Below are 23,220 nucleotides of genomic sequence, written 5' to 3'. Positions count from 1 at the left end.
TCATATACAGCCAAACATACTATACCGGATATAATTCCTGATGCCGCTCAAGCTCTCTTTTGCAATCGGTGCACAGCCCTCTTACGGCGCCGGCGTCATCCGCGTAAAAGATTAATTGTCGCTTGCGCCGGCATTTACTGCATGCTTGTCCGTGCTGACCGCTCCGGGTTCGCGTTGTTGTGTTCAGATGGATAACATTACGCTCCCTTCCGCTTCTTTTCTTGCGTCTGAACCATCCAACTGCAAGAAGGACTAGAACGGCTCCGGTCATCATCCCGATCATCCATCCCATGTTTATTTCACCTCCGACTTGTGCAGGCTATTTGTACAAAATAGCTAAAAAACGATCAGCAGATTTACACTCCATGATCACGTATAAACGACGTCTACATTAATACCAATTGTGAACATTTTAACATATCTTGTATTTGTTATTGCGGTTCCTGCCCATTTTCAATCACAGAATATAACCGGATTTCCGCAATGAAAACACAAAAAAGCCTTCTCACTCCCGTTGCTACGGGAAGGAAGGCTTTCGCTGTGCTTTCGTTCATGCAACCGGCATGGTGTCAGATCTTCAACTCACCGAGTTTTATCAACTCAACGACAGCTTGCGAACGGCCCTTGACGTTTAATTTCTGCATGACATTGGAGATGTGGTTACGCACCGTCTTTTCGCTAATAAACAACTGCCCGGCGATATCGCGAGTCGTTTTGTCCTGCACTAGCAATTCAAACACTTCGCGTTCACGGTGGGTTAACAAGAACTTGCTGTTATGGTCGGTCCCCTTCAATGGTGTCACCCCTCCTTGCCCGGGTATGTGTGGTCTAACAAGGGTAAGGGATACAGTCAACTCATCTTATGTAAGATGAGGGGGGAAGGTGCGAAAGAGGCGAACAATTTGGGCGATTGGCCCGTATTGGCGATTTTTGTCCTTGCTTCCTCTCGAGGGTTGGTCTATGATGATGGTGTAAAAATAATTTTCTTTATTTTTTCATATTTATAAAAATTATTTTCAGAATTGGAATCCCATTCATTATGCCCAGGCAATAAGCTCACCGGGAACCTTGAAGGAGGCTTGTGATGACACCAATCTTGCATATTATTTCTGTCGAAAAGGAAAGTCTGCCCCGTCAGGAACGACGGCTCGCAGAGTTTATTTTGACAGCTCCATCCGAGATTGTGCATATGGGCATTAAAGATCTTGCAGAGCAGTGTGAGGTCAGCGCTGCCACCGTAACCCGTTTTTGTAAGAACTTTCAGTGTAAGGGGTATCCTGATTTTAAGCTCAAGCTCGCCGCCGAGATCGCTCATGCCGAAATGGCCTCACGCACCGGAAATACGCGCTATCAGGATATCGTTGCCGGCAACGCGCTTGCCGGCATCGTCGAGGCGATTGAATCCAATCATCTGACTTCGATACGGGATACGACAGAACTGCTCGATCTGGGTCAGCTGGAGCGTGCCGTGGATGCCCTATGCCGTGCGAAGCGCATTGATCTGTACGGAGTGGCTACCTCTTCCATTGTGGCACAGGACTTCTACCAGAAGCTGATCCGGATCGGCAAAAACTGCACAGCTTTCGCAGATTCGCATATGCAGATCACATCAGCCTCTACCCTGACATCAAGCGATGTTGCCGTTGCTGTTTCATACTCCGGCGAAACACCGGAGACCATCGATGCGTTGACTTGTGCCAAAGACACCGGCGCCTTCACGATCAGCATCACCTCGTACCGAAGCAGCGCCATCTCCGCTCTGGCAGACATCACACTGTATTCATCTTCATTAGAGGAAGGAATGCGCCGGGGAGACATGGCTTCGCGTATCGCTCAGCTTCACATTATCGACATCCTGTTCATGGGTATGGCCAGTCGGGACTTCTCTACGTATGTTCCCCGTCTGGAGCAATCATATCTTAATGTTCAAAACTATCGCAAAAGCCGAGGAGGACAATAACCAATGAATATTTACACATTCCGCGATGAAGAGCAATTTGTGCAAACAGGTGCCAACCTGATCTCCAGCCTGCTTCACACCAATCCGCGCGCTAAGCTGGGACTGGCTACAGGAAGCACACCGGTCGGGCTCTATGCCAAACTGATTGAAATGAACCGTCAGGGCCTGGTCAGCTTCGCCCAGACCACAACATATAATCTGGACGAATATGTAGGCCTTCCCGAGAACCATCCCGAGAGCTACCGCACTTTCATGAATGAGAAGTTCTTCAATCATGTGGACATCCAGATCGAACGGACCCATGTGCCGAACGGAAATGCTGCCGATCCGGAAGCAGAATGCCTGAATTACGATAAAATGCTGGAAGAATTCGGCCCGGTTGATCTCCAGCTTCTCGGCCTTGGACATAACGGACACATCGGTTTTAACGAACCTGGCGAAGCCTTGAGTGGGGGTACGCATGTGGTTGAGCTGCAAGAGAAAACACGCAACGCCAATGCTAGATTCTTCCCTACCCTGGATGATGTGCCTACCCATGCGATTACGATGGGCGTTGCCACGATCTTGAAAGCCCGGCAAATTCTTCTCCTCGTCCGTGGTGAGGATAAAGCGGAAATTGTTCACCGTGCATTAAAAGGACCGATTACCACAGAATGTCCGGCATCGCTGCTTCAATGTCATCCGAACGTGGTTGTCCTTCTGGATCAAGGTGCGGGGAGACTGCTGGTATGAGCGGCGAACGAAAAGAATCTGTCCAATTGCTGTATGGTCAAGTCCTGACGCCAAACGGCATCTGCGAAGACGGCGTGCTGGCGATTCAAGGTAAGAGCATCTCCTACACCGGTGATGCTTCAGCACTCCCTGCCGATCTGAAGCAGGCCGCAGCGGAAGTGATCCATCAACCGGATGGGTACATTATTCCCGGTTTTATTGATATCCACGTACATGGGGGTAACGGTGAAGATTTCATGGATGCCTCCAGGGATGTCCTGGATAAAATTACGTCGTTCCACAGCTCCCAGGGAACAACGGCCATGCTTGCTACCACGATGACGGCCCCTAAGGCAGCCATCGACCATGTATTGCAAGAAGTTAACGACTACCAAAGCCAAGACATGCCTTACACAAGACTGGTGGGCGTACATCTGGAAGGCCCTTTTATCAGCCCGAAATGGCCCGGCGCACAAAATCCGGAGCATATCGTCCACGCTAATATCGATTGGCTGGAAGAGTGGGTATCCACTTACCCTGGTCTGGTCCGCCAGGTGACGCTCGCACCCGAGCGCGAGGGAGCACTAGAGGCTATCTCTTGGCTGAACAACCACGGGATCGTAGCCGCCTTGGGGCATACAGATGCCACCTATGAGGAAGTCGAAGCCGCCGTTGAAGCAGGTCTTAGCCATGGCGTGCATACGTTCAATGCGATGACAGGACTGCACCACCGCAAGCCTGGCGTGGTGGGCGCGATGCTCAGTGATGATCGCTTAAGCTGCGAGATTATCGCGGACGGTATCCATGTCCACCCCGCAGCCATTCGGATTCTGGCCCGCATGAAGCAAGACGGAAATCTGATTCTGATTACCGACGCGATGTCCGCTACCGGTATGGCTGACGGCGAATATACGATTGGTGACCTGCCGGTTGTTGTCGAGAACGGCATCGCCACGCTCAAGAGCAACCGAGACAGCCTCGCTGGCAGTACACTGACGATGATCAAAGGCTTTCAGCTGTTGGTCCGAGAGGTTGGGTTAAGCATTGAGCAAGCTTCCCGCGTTGGAAGTCTTAATCCCGCTGCAAAGATCGGCATCGCTGATGTTACAGGCTCTCTTGAAGCCGGCAAGCTTGCCGATGTGCTGATGCTTTCAAGTGATCTGGAGCTTCAAGGCGTCTGGATTCAAGGACAACGCAAACATTAATCCTGATTGGTTTTACTTATAGCAGACATAGCAAAGGAGCTGCCTTTTTAGGGAGAATTCATTCCTAAAGAGCAGCTCCTTTTGGTATAGAGGTTTTACCGGCTGTTCCGATTACCGCCAAACCAACCGTCATCCGTATCATTCTTCATCAGGTTGCCACGGGTATCGTTCATGCCGTCACGACCGCCAAGGTTCAGTGGGAACACACGGTTAATCCAGGTGCCGAAATCGCGCGTAAGCGTTCCAACCGTGTTCGCTGCATTACCGTCAGTTCCAAAACGATTGGCATGCTGATAAAAATCCTCATCCGTGGAAACATATACTTGACTGATATGTGGAGCGGTCTTACGAATTTTGCTCGTAATTTCCTGACGTACATGTTGAGGTACCTCTTCACGATTGTTGCTCATCATGCCCATGTTATTATTGTTGTAAGTGCCATAAGGAACGCCGTTAATGCCTGTTCCCATAAAAGTGTCATTTGTTGTACCATTCGTTCCGTTAAGGTTATTGGTCCGTGTACCATTAGTACCCATAAGTCCATTGGTGCGTGTTCCGTTCAACGTATTATAATTGCTGCCGCCAAATCCGCCATTGGTTGTCGTTCCGTTTACGCCGAAGCCGCGGTTATCGGCATTACGGCCAAGGCCGGTTCCAAGACCTGTCGTATTGTCCACTGCACGTCTTGTATCATTTGCCATTCCTCGCAGAAGACCTACTGCGCCTGTACCTGAAGTGCCAAAGGTACCGTTTCTGTCATTCGTCGTGTTCGCACCTGTCAGCGTACGGTCGGTGGCACGATTTGCTCCAGTGCTCATACCCGTCACACGACCGTTGATGTTGCTCGTGTTCATGCCATCCCTGGACAGCGATACATACGCATTGCGGTTTGTCACGAATACATGGGCCGTACCTAAACCACTGATATCCGAAACTTTCTTCGACAGCGTTTTGCTGTATTTCAGGTTGGTCAGGTCATGCTGCTGCGTGCTGCGGACGTTCTGGTTGTTCCGTACGGAATTCACACCGATACGGCCACTGTCCACATTGTTCGTACGTGTCGTGTTGCCGTCATTGGCGTTTCCGCATCCTGCTACTGCAGCCATACTCAGCAGCAATGCCGTGGAGACGGTCAGGTTGAGGGCCTTGGATTTAATCAAGATTCATCCTCCATCTCTATAATGAGTGTATTAACATCGTATAGGATGACCTTGCGGCAGAAGTGGTATGCTGAAAGGTTTTAACATGGAAGATTACTGATGATCAAGCCTAATTTTATGGACAAAAAAACACCGATTAGATCACGAGCATCCATCGGCGTTTTATTTCAATTTACTTATGAAGTGGAGGACTGCACCTGTATTCTGGCGTCATCCATAATATCGGCAAGCGATTGCTCCAGGACGTATTGCGGGCTCCATCCCAGCGCTTTGAGGAGCCCGGCCCCTTGCTGCCCCCCGGTCCCCTTATTTAACGAATCCAACGAAAGCGAGGCGGATTCAGGTCCCCAATCGATGGGCACCGCCGTCCCGGTCTCCTTCAGTAAGCGCTCAGCCAGCTCTCCAAGCGTATGCTCTTTCCCCGAATCGATGGGATACGTCATGCCGGAAGACCCGCTCTTCAGAAGTACGCCGTATGCAGCTACCGCATCCCGAACGTCCAGAAAGTCCCTGGATTCGAATCGGGAACTGATACGGAATAGCGGCAGGCCCCTACCCGCTTCACAGCCTGCAATATACCGGGCAAGCAGCGTGCAGAATCCTGTCGATTCTCCAGGGCCAATCAGATTGGACGGCTCAGCAAGGACGATATGCTGGTTAAACATGCTGTGCCAGGCCGCTGCGGACCAACTGGCAAAGGTTTTGCTAAGGCTGTATGGATGAGGAACGGCGGCCGCGCCTTTTGCGGGATCTACGCTTAGTCTGGACCCAACCATCACCATGCGACTCTCCGGACAGTGCTGCCGAACAGCCTCAAGCAGATAGATGGTACCCATAACATTACTCTCCATATATGAAGCAGGATGCTTCCACGACTCCGATGCTGAATTTTTTCCGGCTAAATGTAAAATATAATCGGGAAGGTTATTTCGAATAAGGTCATTCACCTGTTCACGATCCTCCAGGTGACACTCGGCGGAAATGACGCCTTGTATCGAATCCAGCGTTTTCTTATTTCGACCGGCAGCAACGACCGTACAGCCCTGCCGGACGAAATAAGCACAAGCATGTAAGCCGGTAAAACCTGTGGCTCCTGTGATCAGCAGTTTTTTGTTTGTTAATGTTTCTGCTGCCATTCATACATCTCCTTTAACATTTGAGCATAATCCGGAAATGGATAGGTTGCATCGAGTCGCGTGCTGCGCAGCGTCCGATCCTGAACAAACTCGTCGGTCGGGACCACAACCACATCGTGTTTCCCCCATATGTCCTTGAACAACAGCAGCAACTCATATTTGCTTACCGGATTCGGATGTCCGAGATGGATGAGCCCCCCCACGTCCTTGTTCATGAAGAATTCGATCGCTTTGGCAAGCTCCAGCGTTGTAACACCGTTCCATAGCACAGCCCGGTAGCCGGAAACCTCGCCTCGCTGCTTCATAAACCAGTTAAACAGGCCGATTCCGCTCTGCCGAATTTCTGGTCCGATGATCGAGGTTCGAATCGTCAAGTGATCCGGGTCTTGGACCTCGCCCAGCGCTTTGGTTACCGCATAGGAAGTCACACCATCGGGAAGATCATCTTCCCGATAGCCTCCCTTGGTCCCCAGAAACACGCAATCCGTGCTGATATGAATAAGTCTGGCTGAAATGCTATTCGCTAAATATCGCAACCGATGAGGTAAAAAACCGTTGATATGATACGCGTTTATCTTGTCTTCCTCAGCTCGTTGATTCAAGACGCCTACGGCGTTGATGATGATATCGGGCCCAACCGCCTTCACGATATGCTCTACAGCACTCATATCGGTTACATCGAGCACCAGGCCTTGTGAATCGCTTCTGTCCCGGGTCGTATAAAAGACATGATGCTTGCCGGATAACTGAAAGTACTGTACAAGCATATGTCCCGCCATGCCATTTCCCCCGAGAATGAGCATCTTCATGGCAAGAATCCTCCGCGGCGCAGAATATCCCGTATTTCGACCTTCGTCATCAATTGATGCTCCGAGCTGAAGCTGTTGAAAGACACTTTGGGCAGGTGTTGATACCGTTCCTTCAGATCAGGAATATCTAAAGTTGGTAATATGACCAAATATTCGTCGTCGTAAACAACGGTTGTCTGGCTTTCAAAATCACTCATGAGTATTTCATGGATCTTCTCTCCCGGTCGAATTCCGGTTTCAACCACTGTGACGTCGTTTCGCCCGGAAGCCTCTATAAGCACTTCCGCCAAATCCACGATGCGGCAGGTCGGCATCGTCATAACGAAGATTTCGCCGCCTATGCTTTCAATCGACGCTTTGAAGAGCAAGGAGATTGCGTCCTTCAAGGTCAGGAAGAAACGGGTCATGTTGTGATCGGTGATGCTGATCTGTCCCTTTTGCCGAATCTGATTCTTGAATACATGAACGACGCTCCCGTTCGTTCCGAGAACATTGCCGCCCCGCACGCAAACGAATTTGGTGTGATTACTCAACAGATTAGCATATACAATCAGCTTTTCGCCAATCGCCTTGGTCATGCCGTAAAAGTTGGATGGATTTGCAGCTTTATCCGTTGAAATATATATCACTTTTTTCACTTGGTTTTCAATGGCTGCTTCAATGACATGCTGCGTGCCTACTACATTGGTTTTCAGAGCTTCATAGGGATGCTCCTCACATACAGGCACATGTTTCAGCGCCGCAAGATGAAAGACGTAATCGACATCCTGGCAGGCTGCCGTAAGAGCTTCCTTGTCGCGGATGTCCCCAATTCGGAAAGTGAGTCTCGGATCTTCAAACTCACGGTCCATGGCCACTTGCGTAGCCTCGCTTCTGGAATAGACGATGACCTGCTTAGGATTTAGCGGCAGTAGCTGGCTGATCAGTTCATGTCCCCAAGAGCCTGTGCCGCCAGTCACCAAAATCCGTTGATTAGTGAACATTCACTTTCCCTCCAAGCACATATTTTACGACGGTACGCGACACATTGTCCGCCAAGTATCCGTCCGGGCACTTCCAGTCGCGACTCAATTGAGTCATCAATTTGACCGCTCCATGGATCCGGTCGGCACTCAAGCCGGATACGATGTTACTTCCGCAATCCACAGTTTCCGGTCGCTCCGTCGTCCGCCGAACCGTTACTGTGGGTACGTGCATGATGCAGCATTCCTCTTGTACCGTGCCGCTGTCGGTGATGGCACACAGAGCATCCTTCTCGAGCCTCACAAAATCAAAAAAGCCAAACGGCTCGTGGAATTCAATGAGCGGATGGAGACTAACCTCCTTCGCCCCTTCAAGGCGCGAAGCCGTCCGGGGATGAAGGCTGCATATGAGCCGGTGTCCGAACGTTTCCGCAACCGCGTTTAACCCATTTAAAATTTCCTTTAAATTCTCAGGTCGATCCACATTCTCGGAGCGGTGTATCGTGACCAGAAAATATTGCTGAGGCGACAAGGACAGCTGCTCCATGATCCGGCTTTGATTGACCTGAGTTTCATAATGCTTCATGACTTCATAGATCGGGTTCCCTGTCAGAACGATACGCTGACTCGGCACACCCTCGCGAAGCAGATGATTCTTGCTATAGTTCGTATAAGGCATATTGATAGAGGATACCGCATCAATGACTTTGCGGTTCTTCTCTTCAGGCACATCAAGATCAAAGCAGCGGTTCCCCGCTTCCATATGCACCACGGGATACCCCAGACGCTCAGCCAGCACAGCGCAAAGCGCGCTGTTTGTATCGCCTAGCAGAAGAACGGTATCGGGCTTCTCCTGCTCCAAGATTTCTTCCATACGGCTGAACATGACCGACAGCTGGCCTCCGAGCGTTGCCTGACGGTCCTGAAGGACGTAATCCGGACTGCGGAGTCCCATCTCCGAGAAGAACACCCCGCTTAAGGTATTCGTGAAATTTTGCCCTGTATGCACGAGCACATGCCTCGTTGCATACTGGTCTAATAGAGGAATGATCAAGCTTAATCGGATAATTTCGGGCCTCGTACCCAAGATTGTCATGACTTTCATATCGGATTCTCCCTTGCCAAGTTAATCACAGATCCGAAGGCGATCTTTCCGCAGCACGACCATTCTTCCCGTATTCGTGAGGAGGCAGAGGTGAATGCATATCTGCTTCTCAATGTCTCAGAAGCCTGAGGACCGCTCTGCCTTTCCCCTCGTCTTATGCCTTCCGTCGCCTTGCGGACGTTCTGCGTTGTCTAGGCTTTGATGCCCGTCGCCTGGTCGGTTTTCCTTCTGTTCTTCTGGTTCTCGTGCGAGGGATTATTCGGCGCAGTCCGGCTTTGCCGCGTTTCTTCCGGATCCGCTTACGCTGCTGTTTATGCCGTCTCGTCGGAGCAGCCCGGTGCTTCGCCGTTCTTGCCGTCGCCTGGAACCACTCAGGATGCTCATTCATCCACCGGGAAACCATTTCGTTCACTCGTACCTGGTACATCGCAGGACCATAAACAGCCTGTGCTTGCATCCGGTTCTGCATTCCCAAGGAAACTCCCTGATCCGGCTGATCCAGTATGGACCTTACTTTCTCCACCAGAGAGGCCGTACTCCCTGGGTCGGCTAGCAGATGCGGACAGCCGGCAGCTGTCAACACTTCCTGGAGTCCTCCTGAGGCATAGGCAACAACCGGTTTTCCGTACATCAGGCCCTCCAGTGCCGTCAACCCGAATCCCTCCGGTACCACGCTCGGTACAACAACAACATCGAGTGCACAGTACACCTGAGTAATATCATCCTGGGTACCGGCGAATATGAATCGGTGCTGAGCTCCGGACCAAGCAATCCGATCGCGGCACAATCTCTCATAGTCCAGGTCCAGCACGCTGCCAACAATGAGGAAGACCGCGTCCGGATAGGCATCCTTGAGCGAAAGCGCCATGTCGATAAAATGATGGACCCCTTTGCTCTCGATCAGAAACGACGAGATCATCCCAATTACGGGTCTGTTCGATGTGATCCCAAGCTTCTCCCGGTAGGAGGCCCTCCATCCCGGCCATGCTTCCGGCTGAATGTCAGACTCGCTCCAGGATGGAGGAAGAACCGTCATCTTCGACTGCCTCACTTCCGGCGGGAAGCTCTCGGCTACCGATTCGGAAATACTGATGATCCAACTGCTGTACTGATGGATTAACGAAGTGGAGAAATGGGCATACCCGTTATCCGTAATTTTTTCTGTCAGCTGCCACATCACGGGAATCCCGAGTCGTTTTCCGGCAGCCGCCGGCATAAAATGCACGCAGGTATTGGTAAGGATCACCTGAGGTCCTTCATTTGCTATCCATTTTGTCAAGGCACGGAATACAGGTGTTGTCATTAACTTATCCGCTTCGTTCATAAGATGGGCACCAGGTGTATAGATACTGTGGAGTAATGGGATTTTGTAGATTTTGACCATAATTCCGGATTGTCTGGCCAGCATGGTCAGCCGGCCTTCATTCGGTGCAACCAGAACACAATCGAAGTATGGAGCTAACTGCCCGCAGAAGAACAGAAGCAGCTTTTCCGCTCCCGTAATGCTTGAAGGATTGGATACGTGTGAAAAAATCAACATTTTCGGTTTAAGGGCCATCGGTATCGTCCGCATCTTCAGTAACCGTGATTCTCGCAGTACCGGATGCGATCCACCTCCTTTTCACCCAGTTGGTACAATATATTAGGGAGACAAAGATACCGCAACGACGCTTGTTCCCCCAACATTCATCTATTTCTGAATATCGATCAAGGGAAGATGACCGAGAACATCGTGTTCAGCCGATGTGCATAGGTATGCTCCTGAAACGTTCGCTCCAGCGCACGATGGGCGATATCTTTACGCAGTTGGTCATTCGTAAGGTAATATTCAATCTTCTCCAGCAGTTCACCAGGCGATCGGTATGTCTCAATCTCCACACCCGGCGTGTAAAAGCGTGCCAGGTCCGCGCGCTCATCACAGAGTTGAAGCGTACCGCAGGCACTGATCTCAAACGTACGAGGGTTTGGGGAAGCCGCAGGAATATGACCTCTATTTTGATTAATGTCGTCGTCATCTACCGCACGGTGCAGATTGATGATAATCTTGGCACTGTTGTATACGTCTGCCGTTTCCGCGGGGCCCATCCACTTGTTAATCTCGATTCGGTTGTTATATCGCCCATACCCAGGGAACCGTTCCCACCAATTTCCGTTAATAAATGTACGGTGCACCATCAGTTGATCCATAATGGGCTCAAAGAACTGAATCCGCTTCGGGTAGGCTGTACCGACAAAACTGATATCGCGGGTTGCCGCTTCAGGTTTGACGATCGGACGATAATGGCCGGGAAATGCAGCGAATGGCAAATAATGAACCTGAGCGCAGCCCAAGTTCTGATAATGGGCCACACAGTTAAACTCCAGCGTAAACACATAATCATAGTGATGAATCCAGCCTATGGTCATATCGGTATAATACGGATCGTCGGTCATCCATACGGCTGTCCGAATCCCCATGGCCCGAACGGCATCCATCTGTTCCACAGGAAGATACATGCCGTCCAGCACCAGCACTAGATCCGGCCTGGTGCGGCTTGCTTCCGCTGCTACATCCTGCTTCGCATCCGTCAGCGAAAGCTGACGTACCATGCCATGCAGCGTGCCGATAATCGCCTCGTCAATCGGCGAATAGGGARACCCTTTTCCCGAGCTGACAAACAAGACATGGATATCCCGCACAGGCGGGGTGTATACAATCCGGTTGACGATGCCTTGTGATTTCCCCCGGAAGTACCCTTCATCGTATCCCGCTTGAAGACCGGCATTCCTGCCTTGCCCGTATGCATCGGATACGGCGGACCGACGTGGTCCTGTAACTAAACTTCTAGCCATCCGCTTCGCTCCTCCCTGATATTTGCTTGAACGAAAAACAAAGTCCGTCCTATCGATTGGCTTCGATCAAAGTCAGAAGTTCCGGCAGTCGGTGAACATACGTATGTCTTGTCATCGTTGTCTGAAGCGCCCGCTGCGCTATACTTCTGCGCTGATCCTCTTGAGAGAGATAATAGGAAATCTTATGTTTCAATTCCGGAACGGAGCCAAAGGTTTCGATGTCGATTCCTGGCGTATAATACTGGCTCAGATCCTCACGGATATCCGTGATCTGCAGCGTGCCGCAAGCATTGATCTCAAAGGTGCGCGGGTTGATCGAACGTCCCGGATAATTCAGGCTGTTGCGGTTATCGTCACCGCTTTGTGTGGGCCGGTGCAGGTTGATCACAATTTTGGCGCCGTTGTAGAATTTCACGGTTTCAGCAGGCGGAATGAAGCCGCTGTACACAAACGGGGAGAGTTCTTTATAACGGGCAAGTCGTTCCCAGTAGCCTCCGATAATACGAACCTGCTTCCCTTTCAAGAACGGGGCCAATTCATCAAACAGTGCCGCACGGTTGCGGAACGCGTTCCCGATGAAACAAATGTCAGAACGATATGCCGGCCCTGCCATCGTAGGGGTGAATAGTTCCGGATGAACGCCAAGCGGAAGATAATGCACTTCCTTCACCCCGACGCTTTGATACAATGAAACACAGCTCAGCTCATGCGTGAACACAACATCAAAATGCTGTGCCAATCCCGGCGTCTCCTCCGTAAAATAAGGGTCATCCACAAACCAAATGGCCGTCCGGAAGCCGAGGTTCCGGAGCTGATTCATGGAATGGCGAAAACCCTCCGGAAATACGTGCAAGCCGTTCATCACCAGAATGATATCCGGCTTTTCCTGCAGCGCTACCTCCACCACTTGTTCCGGCGTCACCACGATACATTCCCGAACGATTCGGCCAAGTCCCTTGACTACCCCTTCATCAATGGACTCAAATCCTTGAGGGACATACAGAATTTTCAGATTAAAATATGGCGAGGGCTCGACTGGAATACGTTCCATCAGCGCACGGCACCCCCCCAAACGGTAACCTTCACTGTAACCTGCCTGGTAGCCCTCCTTCTGACCTGTAAGAAACGATAAGCTCACCATCTTCACCCTGTCTCTTATGGGATTTACAAAGGTTCATATAACTATATGCCAAGAGGACGAATGCATCATGGACGATTGTCCCTTGAACCGGGAATTTGGCGTATGCCCTTACGTATCGCCCCCTTGGAAACGGCAAGTGAAAATAAAAAAAGAGCGGTCCTTCACGGATTCGAAACCTTCCGTGAGAGCCGCCCTGTCCGCCTTCATACAGGTGCAGGAGGAATTTGCCCGTCTTCATAACCCTTCGCAAATCCCGATTTAAATCCTTCGTCATATGCCTGACTATAACCTTGGTTATACGCCTGGGATGAGGCGGGATAGAAAACGCGCCCTCCTCTTCGTAAACGATAGCGGCCTCGAATCCCGCGGCGTTTACGCAAACTCAAGTTTCCGCCACGACGCCGTCTTGCACCTTTAACAATCTTTAAGCGTCTTACAGCCAAGGACAATCTCTTGCTGCCGGCACGACGTGCACGTCCGCTCTTTCGCAAGCCCTTTATTTTTACTTTCATCCTGTCATTAACCTCCCAAGTGCGTGGTTTGTTCCTGGTCTGCTGTACCGTGGCTTGCAATCCTTCCGGTTGCAAGCCATGGGGAAGAAGGAGACCCCCGTTTCGTTCGGTTCAGCGGTATGCCTGTCAGCATCTCCGTCATTACCGACTGGTAACCGGTTAATAGCCGGATATTCTCAGCAAGCTTTTTCGCAGTCACGTCGGAATGGGCCGAGACTTCGGCGATATTCTCCAAAATGCCGGCTAATGCCTCCTGGCTTCTGGCGATAGATGATATCATGGCTACCCTTGCTTCATGTTCCCGGTGGGTGCGTGTAATCATCAATCCGAATCTCCAAAATCAAATTCATCAAAACCTCCGCTTGACGCCTGATCATCGGTACCTAAAGCCACACGCAGATTCCGGCAGAGCCCTGATCCGATTCGGGTCAGTCCTTCAATCTGCTCCACGATTTGCTCATGCATCACCAGCGAATCCTTCAATCCGCCGGCAGAGGGATCCTGCGAAAGCACCCACTCGCGAACTTTTTCAGCTTCGACAGCCTTCCCTTCCAGGATCAGAGAGGTCTCGCGCTGAATGGCTACGGCTGCTTCCAGCATTCGCATCAAAGACTCTTCTTTGCTCACCTGCATTCCCGCCTCTGTCATCCGGTAAGATTACCGGGTTATTCTTCCTCTTGGTCTCTCATTTCCTTTAACACGATCTCCAGGCTATCCGCTGCGGTTTGCTGCAGATCCGCCATGGCATTCAAATAAGACACGATGCTGCGATTGATTTGGGTCGTCTGTCCTCCTGATGATTTCGGTCCTTCTGCAAGCTGAAATTCATATTCAGGAAGAGAATGTATAATTTGAGCCATGCGAACAGCAGCATGGCGCTGAGCTTCCAAAATCCGGGCCAGCTGCTGTTGAGAATGCGAAAGATGCGCTATCATATCATCGATTTTGCTCTCCACGTCGGTACTCCCCTTCACTCTTCTATCAGTTCAGCATATGCGGAAAACGGATTCTCCGTGCAACAATCAAATCATATCTTCCCGCTTGCAAATAGCGATGATGCCTCTATCTGTAATCTCTGTTCCGCGGGTATCCGTTCAAGCCATCTGTGCATATGGTCTTCCGCGGAAAGGATCTCTTCCGTCCACATTCCGATCTCTGCCGGGAGCGAACGTCTGAACAGCAAACAGCTCAATGGACTGGGCGAGGAACTCGGCATAGCTGACTTCTCCTCATCCACTAATGCAGCTCCTAAACCCGTTGCTGCAGAACTGGCGTAGACCATTTTTATACCAGGCTCACGCTCAAACTCGCACATCAGAACCCCAAGCCAGTTATCCATATGTGGAGGATCGTTGGCCAATATGGCGATATACTCGCCAAGTGAAGCTGAAATCGCCTTATTCACTACGCGGGCTAGATGATCTCCACTATTCCCCTTGATGTGACGCACGACTCCTCTTCGATCATGAATATACCGCCTCGTATTCGCTGTGGCGCCAGCATCGGCAACAAGCACCTCATAGAGATGGGGAGTCATTGTCTCAATATGCTGTATGACTTGAATCGCTGCATCATGCTGAGAATCCGCAGGGATAATAATGCTCGTTCCTTCGAACACGCTGCCCCGGTCCTCCTGCCCAAGCCTTAGCCCGAGAGCATAACCGGCCTCATAACCGGCTCGGTAATGCTCGCCCGATGCTCCCCCCTCTCGCTGCTCTCCGGTATGGACTGCAGCCCGCACTGCACGCCGTTTTTTCATGGCAATTCATCCTTCATATGCACAGCAGCCTCCTGCAACGATTCAAAAGTGCCTGCATCGCACCACCACTGCTGCAGAATGTCATACATTAATGTCCCGTTGGCTGCATACAGATTGTTGACATCGGTAATCTCCAATTCTCCTCGTTCTGAAGGACTAATTCGGCTGATGATGTCAAATACGCTATGGTCATACATATATATTCCCGTCACCGCATGACGGCTCCGGGGATTTACGGGTTTTTCCTCAATGAAAAGCAATTTCCCGCTGCCATCCTCCGCAAATACAGGCACGCCATACCGATGGGGGCTATCCGTAGGACTAAGCAGTACCATAGCCGTACCGGAAGGCTGCTGTACATAATGCTGAATGAACGGCTTTAAATCATCCTGAAACAGGTTATCCCCCAGCAGAACAACGAATTTTTCACCGTGAGGTATAAATCCTTTCGCCAGCTCCAACGCCTCCGCAATTCCGCCTGCCTGCTCCTGCACCTTATAGGTCAAATTAACACCAAAGCTCCGTCCGTTCTCCAAATATTCGGCGTACAGGCCAACCGATTTGGAGCCGGTAATCAATAAAATGTCATCGATGCCCGCCTGATGCAGCTTGTGGATTCCATATGCAATCATCGGATGCTTTCCTACCGGAAGCAGGTGCTTATTCATATATTTCGTCAGCGGAAGTAGTCGGGTGCCGTTCCCCCCTGCCAGCAATACGCCCTTCATGATGCGTCACCTCTCTCCTCGATGAATTGTAATGGATCTACATTCCACTTCTCTACAAACCGTCTTCGGTTTCGTTCAATCAACTCCTGGAATCCGCTCGGGAACCGGGTTCGGAAGCTTGCACTCCCTTCATGGTGCACCAGCACATTCCCTGCCACCACCAGCTTGAACCCTGCAAGGCGAGCGCGATAGCAGTAATCATCATCCTCATAGTGTCCGGGCGAGAACATCTCATCCAGGTATCCCACCCGATCCATGACCGTGCGCTTAAACAAATAGCATAACCCCACGATACGATTCACTTCGTGCCACAGCGCCGCATTCGGTACATTCCAGCGTTCTGCCTCCTGGATGTAGCCTGCTCTGTCCGTATAATCTACCTTTACCTGCTGAATACCGCTTGCGTAATTCGTTACAGGCCCCACGACCCCGATCTCTTCCTGGCTGTATAACGCTTCTTGCAATAACGTCAGCCACCGCGGCGAAACAAAAACATCATTGTTCAGCAGCAATAATTGATCTCCCAATGCCAACCGGAGACCATGGTTACACGCGATGGGGAAACCGGTGTTTTCCGGCAGCGAGACAAGCAAAAGCCCTTCCCGTACACAATATTCACCGGTTCCATCCCGCGAGCCATTGTCCACCACAATAATCTCGTAGGGGACATCGGTATATTCCCGGATATGCTCCACACAGGTACGGAGCAGATGCAGTCCGTTATACGTGGGAATAATAATACTCGTTAGTCCGCTCATAGGCTGTTCCTCCGTAAAGCTAATTCCGTCCGTGACACCTGTCCCCATTGAAGGCGCCCGCCAAGGTTTTTCATCGTATCTCCCAGGGCTTCGATATGATCGCCAATGATCAGCTTTGCCACTGGATTGTCCTTGCCGCGATTCGTCTTCCTTCGCCGGTTTACGCTCAAAACATCCACGGTCTGTACCGCTTCAATCCGAAGCCCCTGTCTTATGGCCAACGTCTGGGCTCTGGGAGGGACTGAAAGATTCGCATAACCGATACTCTCCAGCGCCTGCCTTGTCATCGCATGGGGAACAGCAGTTAGCGAATTGGCCTCCAGATCGTCACGTCCCAGCATGCGGTTGAGAAATGTTTTGCAGCGGGTAACTTCATCTTGGCGGCCAAATTCCGGCAGCAATGGCATGCAGCTTCTCCGCAGGCACCGGCATATCCCCATCCATGAACAGAACGATGTCCCCGGTGCTCATCTTCGCTCCCAAAGCACGGGCCACATCATGCCCCAGCCGCTCGGGAATGTGGATCACCGTAACCCCTTCAAATGCACGCGCTGCCGCGTAGGTATGATCATGGCTCCCATTCTCGACAACGATGATTTCATGAAACGGAAGCCGCTTTAGCTCTCGCAGCACCATCGGAATGGAACCCGCTTCGTTGCAGGCGGACACGATAACGGAAGCACGCCCGTTCAAAGGCGGCAGCAGCGGTGCCGGAATCGACTGCCTGGACCCTCTGGCGTATCCTCGTCGGAACGCTTCCGCTACCCCCGGCAGAACGTGATAAAGTTGGTGCTGGGGGATTCCGCTGGAAGCCAGCCATTGACCCAAGGCCATGGATGCATCCCTTTTGGAGGCGGCTCCTCGTCTTCTCCCGGACATACCTCCCGCACTCAGCGCGAGCCGTTCCCAACGGCTGCTCCGTGTTAAACGGTATGCCACCACCCGTGAGGAACCTTTCCTTAAACGTCTTCGGCCTTTAGATCCTGATCGACTTATTTTTTTATGAATCCGTTTTTGCACGTGCTCACCTCACCACGCTCCGTCTTCGTCCACCATCGTGATATCCGCCCCGGATACCACGCTCTGCAATCACTGCTTCCAGTGCTTCCAAATGATCGCCAAGCACCAGCATTTCCAGCGGATCTCTGCCCGGGATTCGACCGGGATTCAAGCGTCCAACCTCCACGCGATAGACCGCCTCTACACGCAGCCCCCGGTTCACCGCAGCCGCTTGCGCTTTCGGCGGAATGGACAGCTCACTTGCACCGATTGTCTCCAGCGCCCGACGGCTTAAGGCATGCGGTACAGCTGTCATGGACGCGCCCCGCAAATCAGATCTTCCCAGCATCGAATTTAATGTATATTTCGCAAGAATAACCCGGTGAACCGGCTGCCGATCGATAGGACCGGTATAATCGTTCAAGGCCACATCAACGCCGGATTGAACCGCCTGCACGAAAGGCCTTAACTCACCGGAAGGAATAACCATATCGCTGTCTGTAAAAAGAAGAATTCGTCCTTTAGCTGCTTCTGCGCCCACACTTCGTCCCACATCGTGTCCCAGCGGCTCCGCAAAAGACAACACCTTGGCTCCCATCCGTTCTGCGACAGCTGCGGTCTGATCCTTACACCCGTTCGCAACAACGATTACCTCGGTTTCGGGATGAACCGCCCGCGCTTCTGCTATGACCGCGGAAATCTTACCGGCTTCATTCATAGCGGGAATAATGACAGACACGCAAGGATGGGGGTGATTCTCCCGTGGGATCTGTGGCTCCATAGGACGGTAGGTGGTAGGAATAGCGGGTGGCTGCAACGATTCCCTGGAAGGACGCCGAGAAACCGGCCTTCTTCGGGGCCTTAACCGCTGCATTTTGCGCATACTTGCACTCCTCCTCCCTTGTAACGGTCACTTGCTCCTTGGCAATCTATCCTATTGTATGTTTGCTCTTCTTCATCGTAACGGCATATGTACGGTTACGCCCCAACGCTTATCCCCATCCGCTATCTGTACATACAAAAAGGGCGGGGAGTAAACTCCCTGCCCTTTTTGTACGATTCTATTGCCCGCCTATTGCTATCCATGATAACCATCCGGCTGCATGCGGATTGCCTGCGGACCTTGTGATGCCGACCATCGCCTGAAGCTCATTCCGTGACTTGACCCCCGCTTGAAACCCGGGGTCGCTGCATGATACCACCATGACATAATTTCCATCGGCATAAGGGGAGTGGAGCGAAATGGCAACATCGATGGTGTCGACGCCTTCGGGAAACATGAACGGCATATCGCCGAACTGCTGCATTAACGGCCTGTCAGGCATCCCTTGTACCGGATTAAAGCTCAAATGCGCCAAGCCCACCGAATGGCTCGCAATTTTAGAGGAAGTAATCGATTCAGGGGATAAGTGAATGCTATATACAGAATAGTCTTCAATCGCCTCGCTTCTCACACTGCGATGTCGAAGATGAGCCGCGTCAATCGTATCATCGGCCAATTCATACTCGGCCGTACCGCCACGATCAATGCCCGTTCTGTACGCGGATGTCTTGAGACGGCCAGGATATCGCCGGTACGGTCTCTTCCCTCTTCCCCTGGTGATCCTTCTGGCTTTGTTCACTGTCGGCTCTCTCCTCTGCTTCTAATCGTTACTTCATCCTATTCGGCAAGGGGGGCGCCTGCCACTGTTCCATCGGTTATCCTCAGATGGTCTGCATCAAATGAACCCAGCGCTCGGCCGTATGGCCCCATCTGAAGCGCTGCCGCACCGTTTCGCGACCGGCCATTCCGATCTGTCTGCGAAGATTTTCGTCCTGCAGCAGATTGTTAATTTGCTGCGCAAGTCCGGCTGGAAAATCATCGCTTTGCACCAAATATCCCGTCACTCCGTTTTCCACAATTTCCGGAATTCCTCCGGCACTTGAAGCGATGACCGGCACGCCTGCTGCCATAGCTTCCACATTCACGAGGCCAAACGCCTCTCTGGGTGCAGACGGAACAACCACGATGTCTGCAAGCGAATACCAATCCGCAATAGCCGGGTATGGCACAAAGGGGCGAAAGTTTACCCAATGCTGGTAGGGTCTTGCAGCTTTTTTCAATTCCCGCACATAGGCAGTTTCCCGGTCCGATCCGTATCCGGCGCTCCCGATAATGAGCAGCAGTACATCCGGATGCTTATCGATGATCTGCGGCAGTGCTTCCAGCAAATGGTGAACGCCTTTATCCGGAATAAGTCGTCCGGCAAACAGGATGATGCGCCGCCCGTTCCATCCGTAATGAGCAAGTCGGGCTTCCCGCAATGCCTTGGCTGCCGGGCTGAAGGGCGGGGTAAAATGCTCCAGACTGACTCCAAGATGATTGATCGTAATTTTATCCGACAGCTCTGGATGCCTTATCGTGATATCTTCCAGCAAAAAACGGCTGTTCACCACGATGCCGTCCATCCACCTGGCGATGTTTCCAAACCGCTGCTCGCTCATATACGGAGGCGATATAAAGGTATTGGAATGGAGATTAAGTACAGTCTTTACATCCGGGAGATGCATCTTCAGACGCTGAGCTAACAGCGGGCGATTGTGTACTTCGATAATATCCGGTCTCCATTTCTGAAGCCTCCGCAGCAGGGAAGGATAATAATTCGCTCCCGATGGCAGGCGGTAACACGGAACGCCGTTGATCGTGTCTTTTGAAGGGAGTCCTTTTCCAAGCACTCCAAATATGCGCACATCCATGGCTCCCTGAACCAATGGAATGGTCTGCTCCACTACACGCTCGACAGAGCTGCTCCTCCCCGAAGGAATCACAAAGGATCCCGGCGTCACAACGGCCACCTTCCGCAAACCCATAACTCCACACCCTTCTCACAACTTATCTATATGAAAAACCCCTACTGATATATCATAGGTACCCATCCCCTTGATACCAGCAGTGTTTCATTGCCCTAATTCAAAAAAGCGCATCCCTGTCATGTGTATGGCCGGATACCTTAACATATACCGAATCAGGGTCTATTGGTGACTAATCTTTCGATAAAGAATAGGCCAACCACGGGCGACACCCGTCCACCCGGGACAAACTTCCTCCTGCATACGATGTGGTACAAAGACTCCATGATCTGTGGTAACAAGGAGGATGACCATGCATCCGGAATTTGTCGGCATTCTGCTCAACAACAACACGTATCGCAGAATTTCCAGCGGGAGAATCGGCACTGAATCACTGGCTAACTATGAAGAAGCCGCTGCCATGTACGGGCTGGTTCCTTGTTTTTTTACCATTCATCATATTTCATTGGATACCGGAAAGGTGACAGGATATACACCCATTCCATCCGGGTACCGCCGTGTCCACATTCCCATTCCGCGCGCCATCCATATGCGTGCCATCTACCACAACCGACGTGAACTCAAGCGGATCGACGATCTGATCAAACAAGGAATCTTTGTGTTTAACGGCCGTACGCGCTACGGCAAGGATACGATACACCATATGCTGGAACAGGATCCGGGATTAACGAATGCCTTACCGCATACGGTAAAGGCTACGCCCGTCTCCATTCGATCCATGTTAAGCCAACATGGTGACCTCGTCTTAAAACCATGCAGCGGCAGCATCGGCATCGGCATCATGCGGCTAAAAAGCAGCGCCGGACACAGCCAGTTGACGTATTCCCGCTCCTCCCCTTCGGCTAAAGGATGGAGAACAGTAACATTGGCCGAGGGCAAGCTTCATCCGTTAATCTACCAGAGAATCAGACGTGCGCCCTTTCTGGCACAGGAGCGCATTCCGCTGGCAGAATACAGGGGGCGTCCCTTTGACATCAGGGTCACCGTGCAGCGGGGGGGCAGCGGCAGCTGGGAAATCGCGGGCATGTTCGCCAAAACCTCGCCGCCTCAAACCTTTGTCTCCAACATCGCGCAGGGGGGCTCCGCCTATCAGGTACCGGACATTCTAACCCGCTGTATGCCGAATGCCCCTGTTGGAGAAACCCTTGAGCGTATTGCGGAATTTTCCCTGCATATCGCCCGCATCCTGTCCCTGTTTATTCCGTTTGCTGCCGATTTTGGACTGGACATCGGTATCACCGAAGATGGAAGGCTCTATTTCATTGAGTGCAACGGCTGCGATCAACGGTATGGTTTCCTGGAGGCTGGCATGGGAGAGGCGTGGAAGAACTCGTATCGGAATCCAATGGCTTTTGTCCGCCATCTCTACGATAACGATGCCTGGCCCTCGTATTGAGATAAGCCGAATGCGTTGGCGATGACGCTTACGGTTTAATCCCGATACGGGATACATCGCTCCTTGTCTGTATCGAAACCTAATCCCATGTAAACAATGCAGCCGTGAATCAACAGAGCTTTTTCATTGCAAGCACTGCGAGCGCAACCCAAAAACAGCCACCGCCTTTGAGAAATACTCAGGCGTGGCTGTTTTGGTGTTGTTACGGGTAAGGATTAGGGATCATCCTCTTTATTATAAGGAGGTCAGGTGAACACTTTAATGAGGTACCTGAGATTTAAAATCCCCTTTGCTGGACTGATCGGCATGATAGAATATGACATCCCCATCCATCAGAGAAAACCGCTTACCATACGGATCGTTATACGTGCGGCTGTATCCTTCAAGCTGCCATTGATTCATGAGTGGGCCATGAATATATTGCAAATGGGGTTTGGCCGTGTTACCCTCCCGGATCGTCTCGATGTTGAAATTGACCACGATATACCCTTTTTTGAGAAAAATCGAGGATTTCTCGTCCAGTCGGTTCGTCCGCCCATAGGCGGCCAGATCGGTCCCTTTCTTCACCACATACACGTCGGCAGGAAGACTGTATTCACCATACCAGCGCTGTACAGCCGCGTTGGCCCGCTCCGTGTCAACGGAGGCTGGCAATCCTGACTTCGGGCCGATCAGTGTGCGTATTTCGTATGGAAGCAGCATCCAGTCGAGCCGACCTACCCAGGTCTTGCTTTTGCTGATCTTCTCCAAGTACTGCTTCATGTAGGCTGCCGCGGACATTCCCGCCGGGGCTCCGCCGCGGTTGTACAAATACGAAGCCGTATCCTGCAGTTCGTCTTGCGGAACATTGCGCAGCCTGTCATTCAGGATGACATAACGCTTCTCCGTGTCCTGCGGGGAACCGATCCGAATAAACTTCCGGTTTCCGCTGTGGTAATACAGATCAACGGGCTGCCGTCCGCTGCCGTCCTGATTAACAAAATAAAAGCTCGGGGTAATTGAAATGCCGTCTTGTACACCAAACATATTGCCCTTCGTCTTCAAATCGAATTATTGGAATAGGTAAGGGTTTGATATTATCTCCACCTTTTCCCCTCCTCCACACCGTGCATGCAATTTTCACCGCACACGGCGTTCCACCTTATATGCTAAAGTTATATGCTCACAAGTTTACATGCTTTGCGATAGAGATTGATT

General features: G+C 51.5%; 26 protein-coding genes and 1 pseudogene. 4 read left to right on the top strand and 23 right to left on the bottom strand.

The genetic code is table 11. The annotated features are described in order from the left end of the window. Positions 1-19: 19 nt before the first annotated feature. On the bottom strand, positions 20-292 hold the full coding sequence (locus ACPV3A_RS34085; protein WP_426204222.1) for a hypothetical protein: 273 nt from the start codon (positions 290-292) through the stop codon (positions 20-22). A 277-nt stretch (positions 293-569) separates the two neighbouring features. Beyond that, entirely contained in the window at positions 570-794 is a 225-nt protein-coding gene (locus tag ACPV3A_RS34080) for a helix-turn-helix domain-containing protein (RefSeq protein ID WP_006208732.1), read from the bottom strand. 290 nt (positions 795-1,084) lie between these two features. On the opposite strand from ACPV3A_RS34080, the gene ACPV3A_RS34075 reads away from it, so the two are divergent. The 3 genes from ACPV3A_RS34075 to nagA are packed head-to-tail and all read left to right on the top strand — an operon-like array spanning position 1,085 to position 3,876. Then, a complete protein-coding gene (locus tag ACPV3A_RS34075) occupies positions 1,085-1,960 on the top strand; it encodes a MurR/RpiR family transcriptional regulator (RefSeq protein WP_426204220.1) in 876 nt (291 codons plus the stop codon). A gap of 3 nt (positions 1,961-1,963) precedes the next feature. After that, a complete protein-coding gene (gene nagB / locus ACPV3A_RS34070) occupies positions 1,964-2,692 on the top strand; it encodes a glucosamine-6-phosphate deaminase (RefSeq protein ID WP_426204218.1) in 729 nt (242 codons plus the stop codon). Next, on the top strand, positions 2,689-3,876 hold the full coding sequence (gene nagA / locus ACPV3A_RS34065) for an N-acetylglucosamine-6-phosphate deacetylase (protein WP_426204216.1): 1,188 nt from the start codon (positions 2,689-2,691) through the stop codon (positions 3,874-3,876). Before nagB ends, nagA begins: the two co-directional genes overlap by 4 nt. A 95-nt stretch (positions 3,877-3,971) precedes the next feature. On the opposite strand, the gene ACPV3A_RS34060 is transcribed toward nagA, so the two are convergent. The 20 genes from ACPV3A_RS34060 to ACPV3A_RS33965 form a co-directional block, all read right to left on the bottom strand. After that, a complete protein-coding gene (locus ACPV3A_RS34060) occupies positions 3,972-5,036 on the bottom strand; it encodes a YhcN/YlaJ family sporulation lipoprotein (protein ID WP_426204215.1) in 1,065 nt (354 codons plus the stop codon). 176 nt (positions 5,037-5,212) lie between these two features. Next, positions 5,213-6,172, bottom strand: coding sequence for an NAD-dependent epimerase/dehydratase family protein (locus ACPV3A_RS34055; RefSeq protein WP_194541431.1), 960 nt, complete (start codon positions 6,170-6,172; stop codon positions 5,213-5,215). Beyond that, entirely contained in the window at positions 6,154-6,981 is an 828-nt protein-coding gene (locus ACPV3A_RS34050) for an SDR family oxidoreductase (protein WP_071223472.1), read from the bottom strand. Before ACPV3A_RS34050 ends, ACPV3A_RS34055 begins: the two co-directional genes overlap by 19 nt. Beyond that, positions 6,978-7,964 carry a polysaccharide biosynthesis protein gene (locus ACPV3A_RS34045; RefSeq protein WP_071223473.1) on the bottom strand — a complete coding sequence of 329 codons (987 nt, stop codon included), beginning with the start codon at positions 7,962-7,964 and terminating at the stop codon, positions 6,978-6,980. Before ACPV3A_RS34045 ends, ACPV3A_RS34050 begins: the two co-directional genes overlap by 4 nt. Then, positions 7,954-9,048 carry a non-hydrolyzing UDP-N-acetylglucosamine 2-epimerase gene (gene wecB / locus ACPV3A_RS34040; protein ID WP_194541430.1) on the bottom strand — a complete coding sequence of 365 codons (1,095 nt, stop codon included), beginning with the start codon at positions 9,046-9,048 and terminating at the stop codon, positions 7,954-7,956. Before wecB ends, ACPV3A_RS34045 begins: the two co-directional genes overlap by 11 nt. A gap of 154 nt (positions 9,049-9,202) precedes the next feature. Further along, positions 9,203-10,606, bottom strand: coding sequence for a glycosyltransferase family 4 protein (locus ACPV3A_RS34035; protein WP_426204211.1), 1,404 nt, complete (start codon positions 10,604-10,606; stop codon positions 9,203-9,205). A gap of 149 nt (positions 10,607-10,755) precedes the next feature. Then, positions 10,756-11,880 (bottom strand): CgeB family protein, encoded by a 1,125-nt coding sequence (locus tag ACPV3A_RS34030; RefSeq protein WP_426204209.1) that lies wholly within the window; start codon positions 11,878-11,880, stop codon positions 10,756-10,758. 49 nt (positions 11,881-11,929) lie between these two features. Then, positions 11,930-13,021: a CgeB family protein gene (locus tag ACPV3A_RS34025; RefSeq protein WP_426204207.1), complete on the bottom strand. Its 1,092-nt coding sequence runs from the start codon at positions 13,019-13,021 to the stop codon at positions 11,930-11,932. A gap of 203 nt (positions 13,022-13,224) precedes the next feature. Continuing rightward, complete coding sequence (locus ACPV3A_RS34020) at positions 13,225-13,533, bottom strand: hypothetical protein (protein ID WP_074961975.1); 309 nt, start codon at positions 13,531-13,533, stop codon at positions 13,225-13,227. 7 nt (positions 13,534-13,540) lie between these two features. Then, positions 13,541-13,855, bottom strand: a complete 315-nt coding sequence (locus tag ACPV3A_RS34015) for a hypothetical protein (protein WP_426204205.1) — start codon at positions 13,853-13,855, stop codon at positions 13,541-13,543. Then, positions 13,855-14,166, bottom strand: coding sequence for a hypothetical protein (locus tag ACPV3A_RS34010; RefSeq protein WP_426204203.1), 312 nt, complete (start codon positions 14,164-14,166; stop codon positions 13,855-13,857). The genes ACPV3A_RS34015 and ACPV3A_RS34010 overlap by 1 nt, the downstream gene beginning before the upstream one ends. A 32-nt stretch (positions 14,167-14,198) precedes the next feature. Continuing rightward, positions 14,199-14,489: a nucleoside-diphosphate sugar epimerase gene (locus tag ACPV3A_RS34005; RefSeq protein ID WP_071223480.1), complete on the bottom strand. Its 291-nt coding sequence runs from the start codon at positions 14,487-14,489 to the stop codon at positions 14,199-14,201. Positions 14,490-14,560: 71 nt separating this feature from the next. Next, positions 14,561-15,292 carry a glycosyltransferase family A protein gene (locus tag ACPV3A_RS34000; protein ID WP_426204201.1) on the bottom strand — a complete coding sequence of 244 codons (732 nt, stop codon included), beginning with the start codon at positions 15,290-15,292 and terminating at the stop codon, positions 14,561-14,563. Then, positions 15,289-16,020, bottom strand: coding sequence for a sugar phosphate nucleotidyltransferase (locus ACPV3A_RS33995; protein ID WP_194541426.1), 732 nt, complete (start codon positions 16,018-16,020; stop codon positions 15,289-15,291). Before ACPV3A_RS33995 ends, ACPV3A_RS34000 begins: the two co-directional genes overlap by 4 nt. Beyond that, a complete protein-coding gene (locus tag ACPV3A_RS33990) occupies positions 16,017-16,778 on the bottom strand; it encodes a glycosyltransferase family 2 protein (RefSeq protein ID WP_426204199.1) in 762 nt (253 codons plus the stop codon). Before ACPV3A_RS33990 ends, ACPV3A_RS33995 begins: the two co-directional genes overlap by 4 nt. Continuing rightward, a complete protein-coding gene (locus ACPV3A_RS33985) occupies positions 16,775-17,185 on the bottom strand; it encodes a hypothetical protein (RefSeq protein ID WP_426204197.1) in 411 nt (136 codons plus the stop codon). Before ACPV3A_RS33985 ends, ACPV3A_RS33990 begins: the two co-directional genes overlap by 4 nt. Continuing rightward, a complete protein-coding gene (locus ACPV3A_RS33980) occupies positions 17,151-17,657 on the bottom strand; it encodes a glycosyltransferase family 2 protein (RefSeq protein WP_426204195.1) in 507 nt (168 codons plus the stop codon). The genes ACPV3A_RS33985 and ACPV3A_RS33980 overlap by 35 nt, the downstream gene beginning before the upstream one ends. A 145-nt stretch (positions 17,658-17,802) precedes the next feature. After that, positions 17,803-18,660: a glycosyltransferase family 2 protein gene (locus ACPV3A_RS33975; protein WP_194541423.1), complete on the bottom strand. Its 858-nt coding sequence runs from the start codon at positions 18,658-18,660 to the stop codon at positions 17,803-17,805. A 178-nt stretch (positions 18,661-18,838) separates the two neighbouring features. Next, complete coding sequence (locus tag ACPV3A_RS33970; RefSeq protein ID WP_339295839.1) at positions 18,839-19,399, bottom strand: WIAG-tail domain; 561 nt, start codon at positions 19,397-19,399, stop codon at positions 18,839-18,841. An 82-nt stretch (positions 19,400-19,481) separates the two neighbouring features. Beyond that, positions 19,482-20,627: a glycosyltransferase family 4 protein gene (locus tag ACPV3A_RS33965; protein WP_426204193.1), complete on the bottom strand. Its 1,146-nt coding sequence runs from the start codon at positions 20,625-20,627 to the stop codon at positions 19,482-19,484. Between the two features lie 292 nt (positions 20,628-20,919). Here ACPV3A_RS33965 and ACPV3A_RS33960 point away from each other — a divergent pair, with 292 nt between their 5' ends. Further along, positions 20,920-22,023, top strand: a complete 1,104-nt coding sequence (locus ACPV3A_RS33960) for a YheC/YheD family protein (RefSeq protein ID WP_426204191.1) — start codon at positions 20,920-20,922, stop codon at positions 22,021-22,023. Between the two features lie 258 nt (positions 22,024-22,281). On the opposite strand, the pseudogene ACPV3A_RS33955 reads toward ACPV3A_RS33960, so the two are convergent. Then, positions 22,282-23,073: pseudogene (locus ACPV3A_RS33955) on the bottom strand (DUF5704 domain-containing protein); the annotation flags it as partial. Positions 23,074-23,220: the final 147 nt, after the last annotated feature.

The sequence above is a fragment of the Paenibacillus sp. Dod16 genome (assembly GCF_049893405.1).
Lineage (GTDB): Bacteria > Bacillota > Bacilli > Paenibacillales > Paenibacillaceae > Paenibacillus_AQ.
This window is presented reverse-complemented; position numbering and strand designations above follow the sequence as displayed.

What these genes read in the sequence shown, in the direction of transcription:
- nagA (WP_426204216.1), top strand. Translation starts at nt 2,689, where the DNA reads ATGAGCGGCGAACGAAAAGAATCTGTCCAATTGCTGTATGGTCAAGTC.
- ACPV3A_RS34010 (WP_426204203.1), bottom strand. Translation starts at nt 14,166, where the DNA reads ATGCAGGTGAGCAAAGAAGAGTCTTTGATGCGAATGCTGGAAGCAGCC.
- ACPV3A_RS33980 (WP_426204195.1), bottom strand. Translation starts at nt 17,657, where the DNA reads ATGTCCGGGAGAAGACGAGGAGCCGCCTCCAAAAGGGATGCATCCATG.
- ACPV3A_RS33985 (WP_426204197.1), bottom strand. Translation starts at nt 17,185, where the DNA reads ATGCCATTGCTGCCGGAATTTGGCCGCCAAGATGAAGTTACCCGCTGC.
- ACPV3A_RS34035 (WP_426204211.1), bottom strand. Translation starts at nt 10,606, where the DNA reads ATGGCCCTTAAACCGAAAATGTTGATTTTTTCACACGTATCCAATCCT.
- ACPV3A_RS33965 (WP_426204193.1), bottom strand. Translation starts at nt 20,627, where the DNA reads ATGGGTTTGCGGAAGGTGGCCGTTGTGACGCCGGGATCCTTTGTGATT.
- ACPV3A_RS33990 (WP_426204199.1), bottom strand. Translation starts at nt 16,778, where the DNA reads ATGAGCGGACTAACGAGTATTATTATTCCCACGTATAACGGACTGCAT.
- ACPV3A_RS34025 (WP_426204207.1), bottom strand. Translation starts at nt 13,021, where the DNA reads ATGGTGAGCTTATCGTTTCTTACAGGTCAGAAGGAGGGCTACCAGGCA.
- nagB (WP_426204218.1), top strand. Translation starts at nt 1,964, where the DNA reads ATGAATATTTACACATTCCGCGATGAAGAGCAATTTGTGCAAACAGGT.
- ACPV3A_RS34075 (WP_426204220.1), top strand. Translation starts at nt 1,085, where the DNA reads ATGACACCAATCTTGCATATTATTTCTGTCGAAAAGGAAAGTCTGCCC.
- wecB (WP_194541430.1), bottom strand. Translation starts at nt 9,048, where the DNA reads ATGAAAGTCATGACAATCTTGGGTACGAGGCCCGAAATTATCCGATTA.
- ACPV3A_RS33995 (WP_194541426.1), bottom strand. Translation starts at nt 16,020, where the DNA reads ATGAAGGGCGTATTGCTGGCAGGGGGGAACGGCACCCGACTACTTCCG.
- ACPV3A_RS33975 (WP_194541423.1), bottom strand. Translation starts at nt 18,660, where the DNA reads ATGCGCAAAATGCAGCGGTTAAGGCCCCGAAGAAGGCCGGTTTCTCGG.
- ACPV3A_RS34015 (WP_426204205.1), bottom strand. Translation starts at nt 13,855, where the DNA reads ATGATTACACGCACCCACCGGGAACATGAAGCAAGGGTAGCCATGATA.
- ACPV3A_RS34020 (WP_074961975.1), bottom strand. Translation starts at nt 13,533, where the DNA reads ATGAAAGTAAAAATAAAGGGCTTGCGAAAGAGCGGACGTGCACGTCGT.
- ACPV3A_RS34055 (WP_194541431.1), bottom strand. Translation starts at nt 6,172, where the DNA reads ATGGCAGCAGAAACATTAACAAACAAAAAACTGCTGATCACAGGAGCC.
- ACPV3A_RS34000 (WP_426204201.1), bottom strand. Translation starts at nt 15,292, where the DNA reads ATGAAAAAACGGCGTGCAGTGCGGGCTGCAGTCCATACCGGAGAGCAG.
- ACPV3A_RS33960 (WP_426204191.1), top strand. Translation starts at nt 20,920, where the DNA reads ATGCATCCGGAATTTGTCGGCATTCTGCTCAACAACAACACGTATCGC.
- ACPV3A_RS34085 (WP_426204222.1), bottom strand. Translation starts at nt 292, where the DNA reads ATGGGATGGATGATCGGGATGATGACCGGAGCCGTTCTAGTCCTTCTT.
- ACPV3A_RS34050 (WP_071223472.1), bottom strand. Translation starts at nt 6,981, where the DNA reads ATGAAGATGCTCATTCTCGGGGGAAATGGCATGGCGGGACATATGCTT.
- ACPV3A_RS34045 (WP_071223473.1), bottom strand. Translation starts at nt 7,964, where the DNA reads ATGTTCACTAATCAACGGATTTTGGTGACTGGCGGCACAGGCTCTTGG.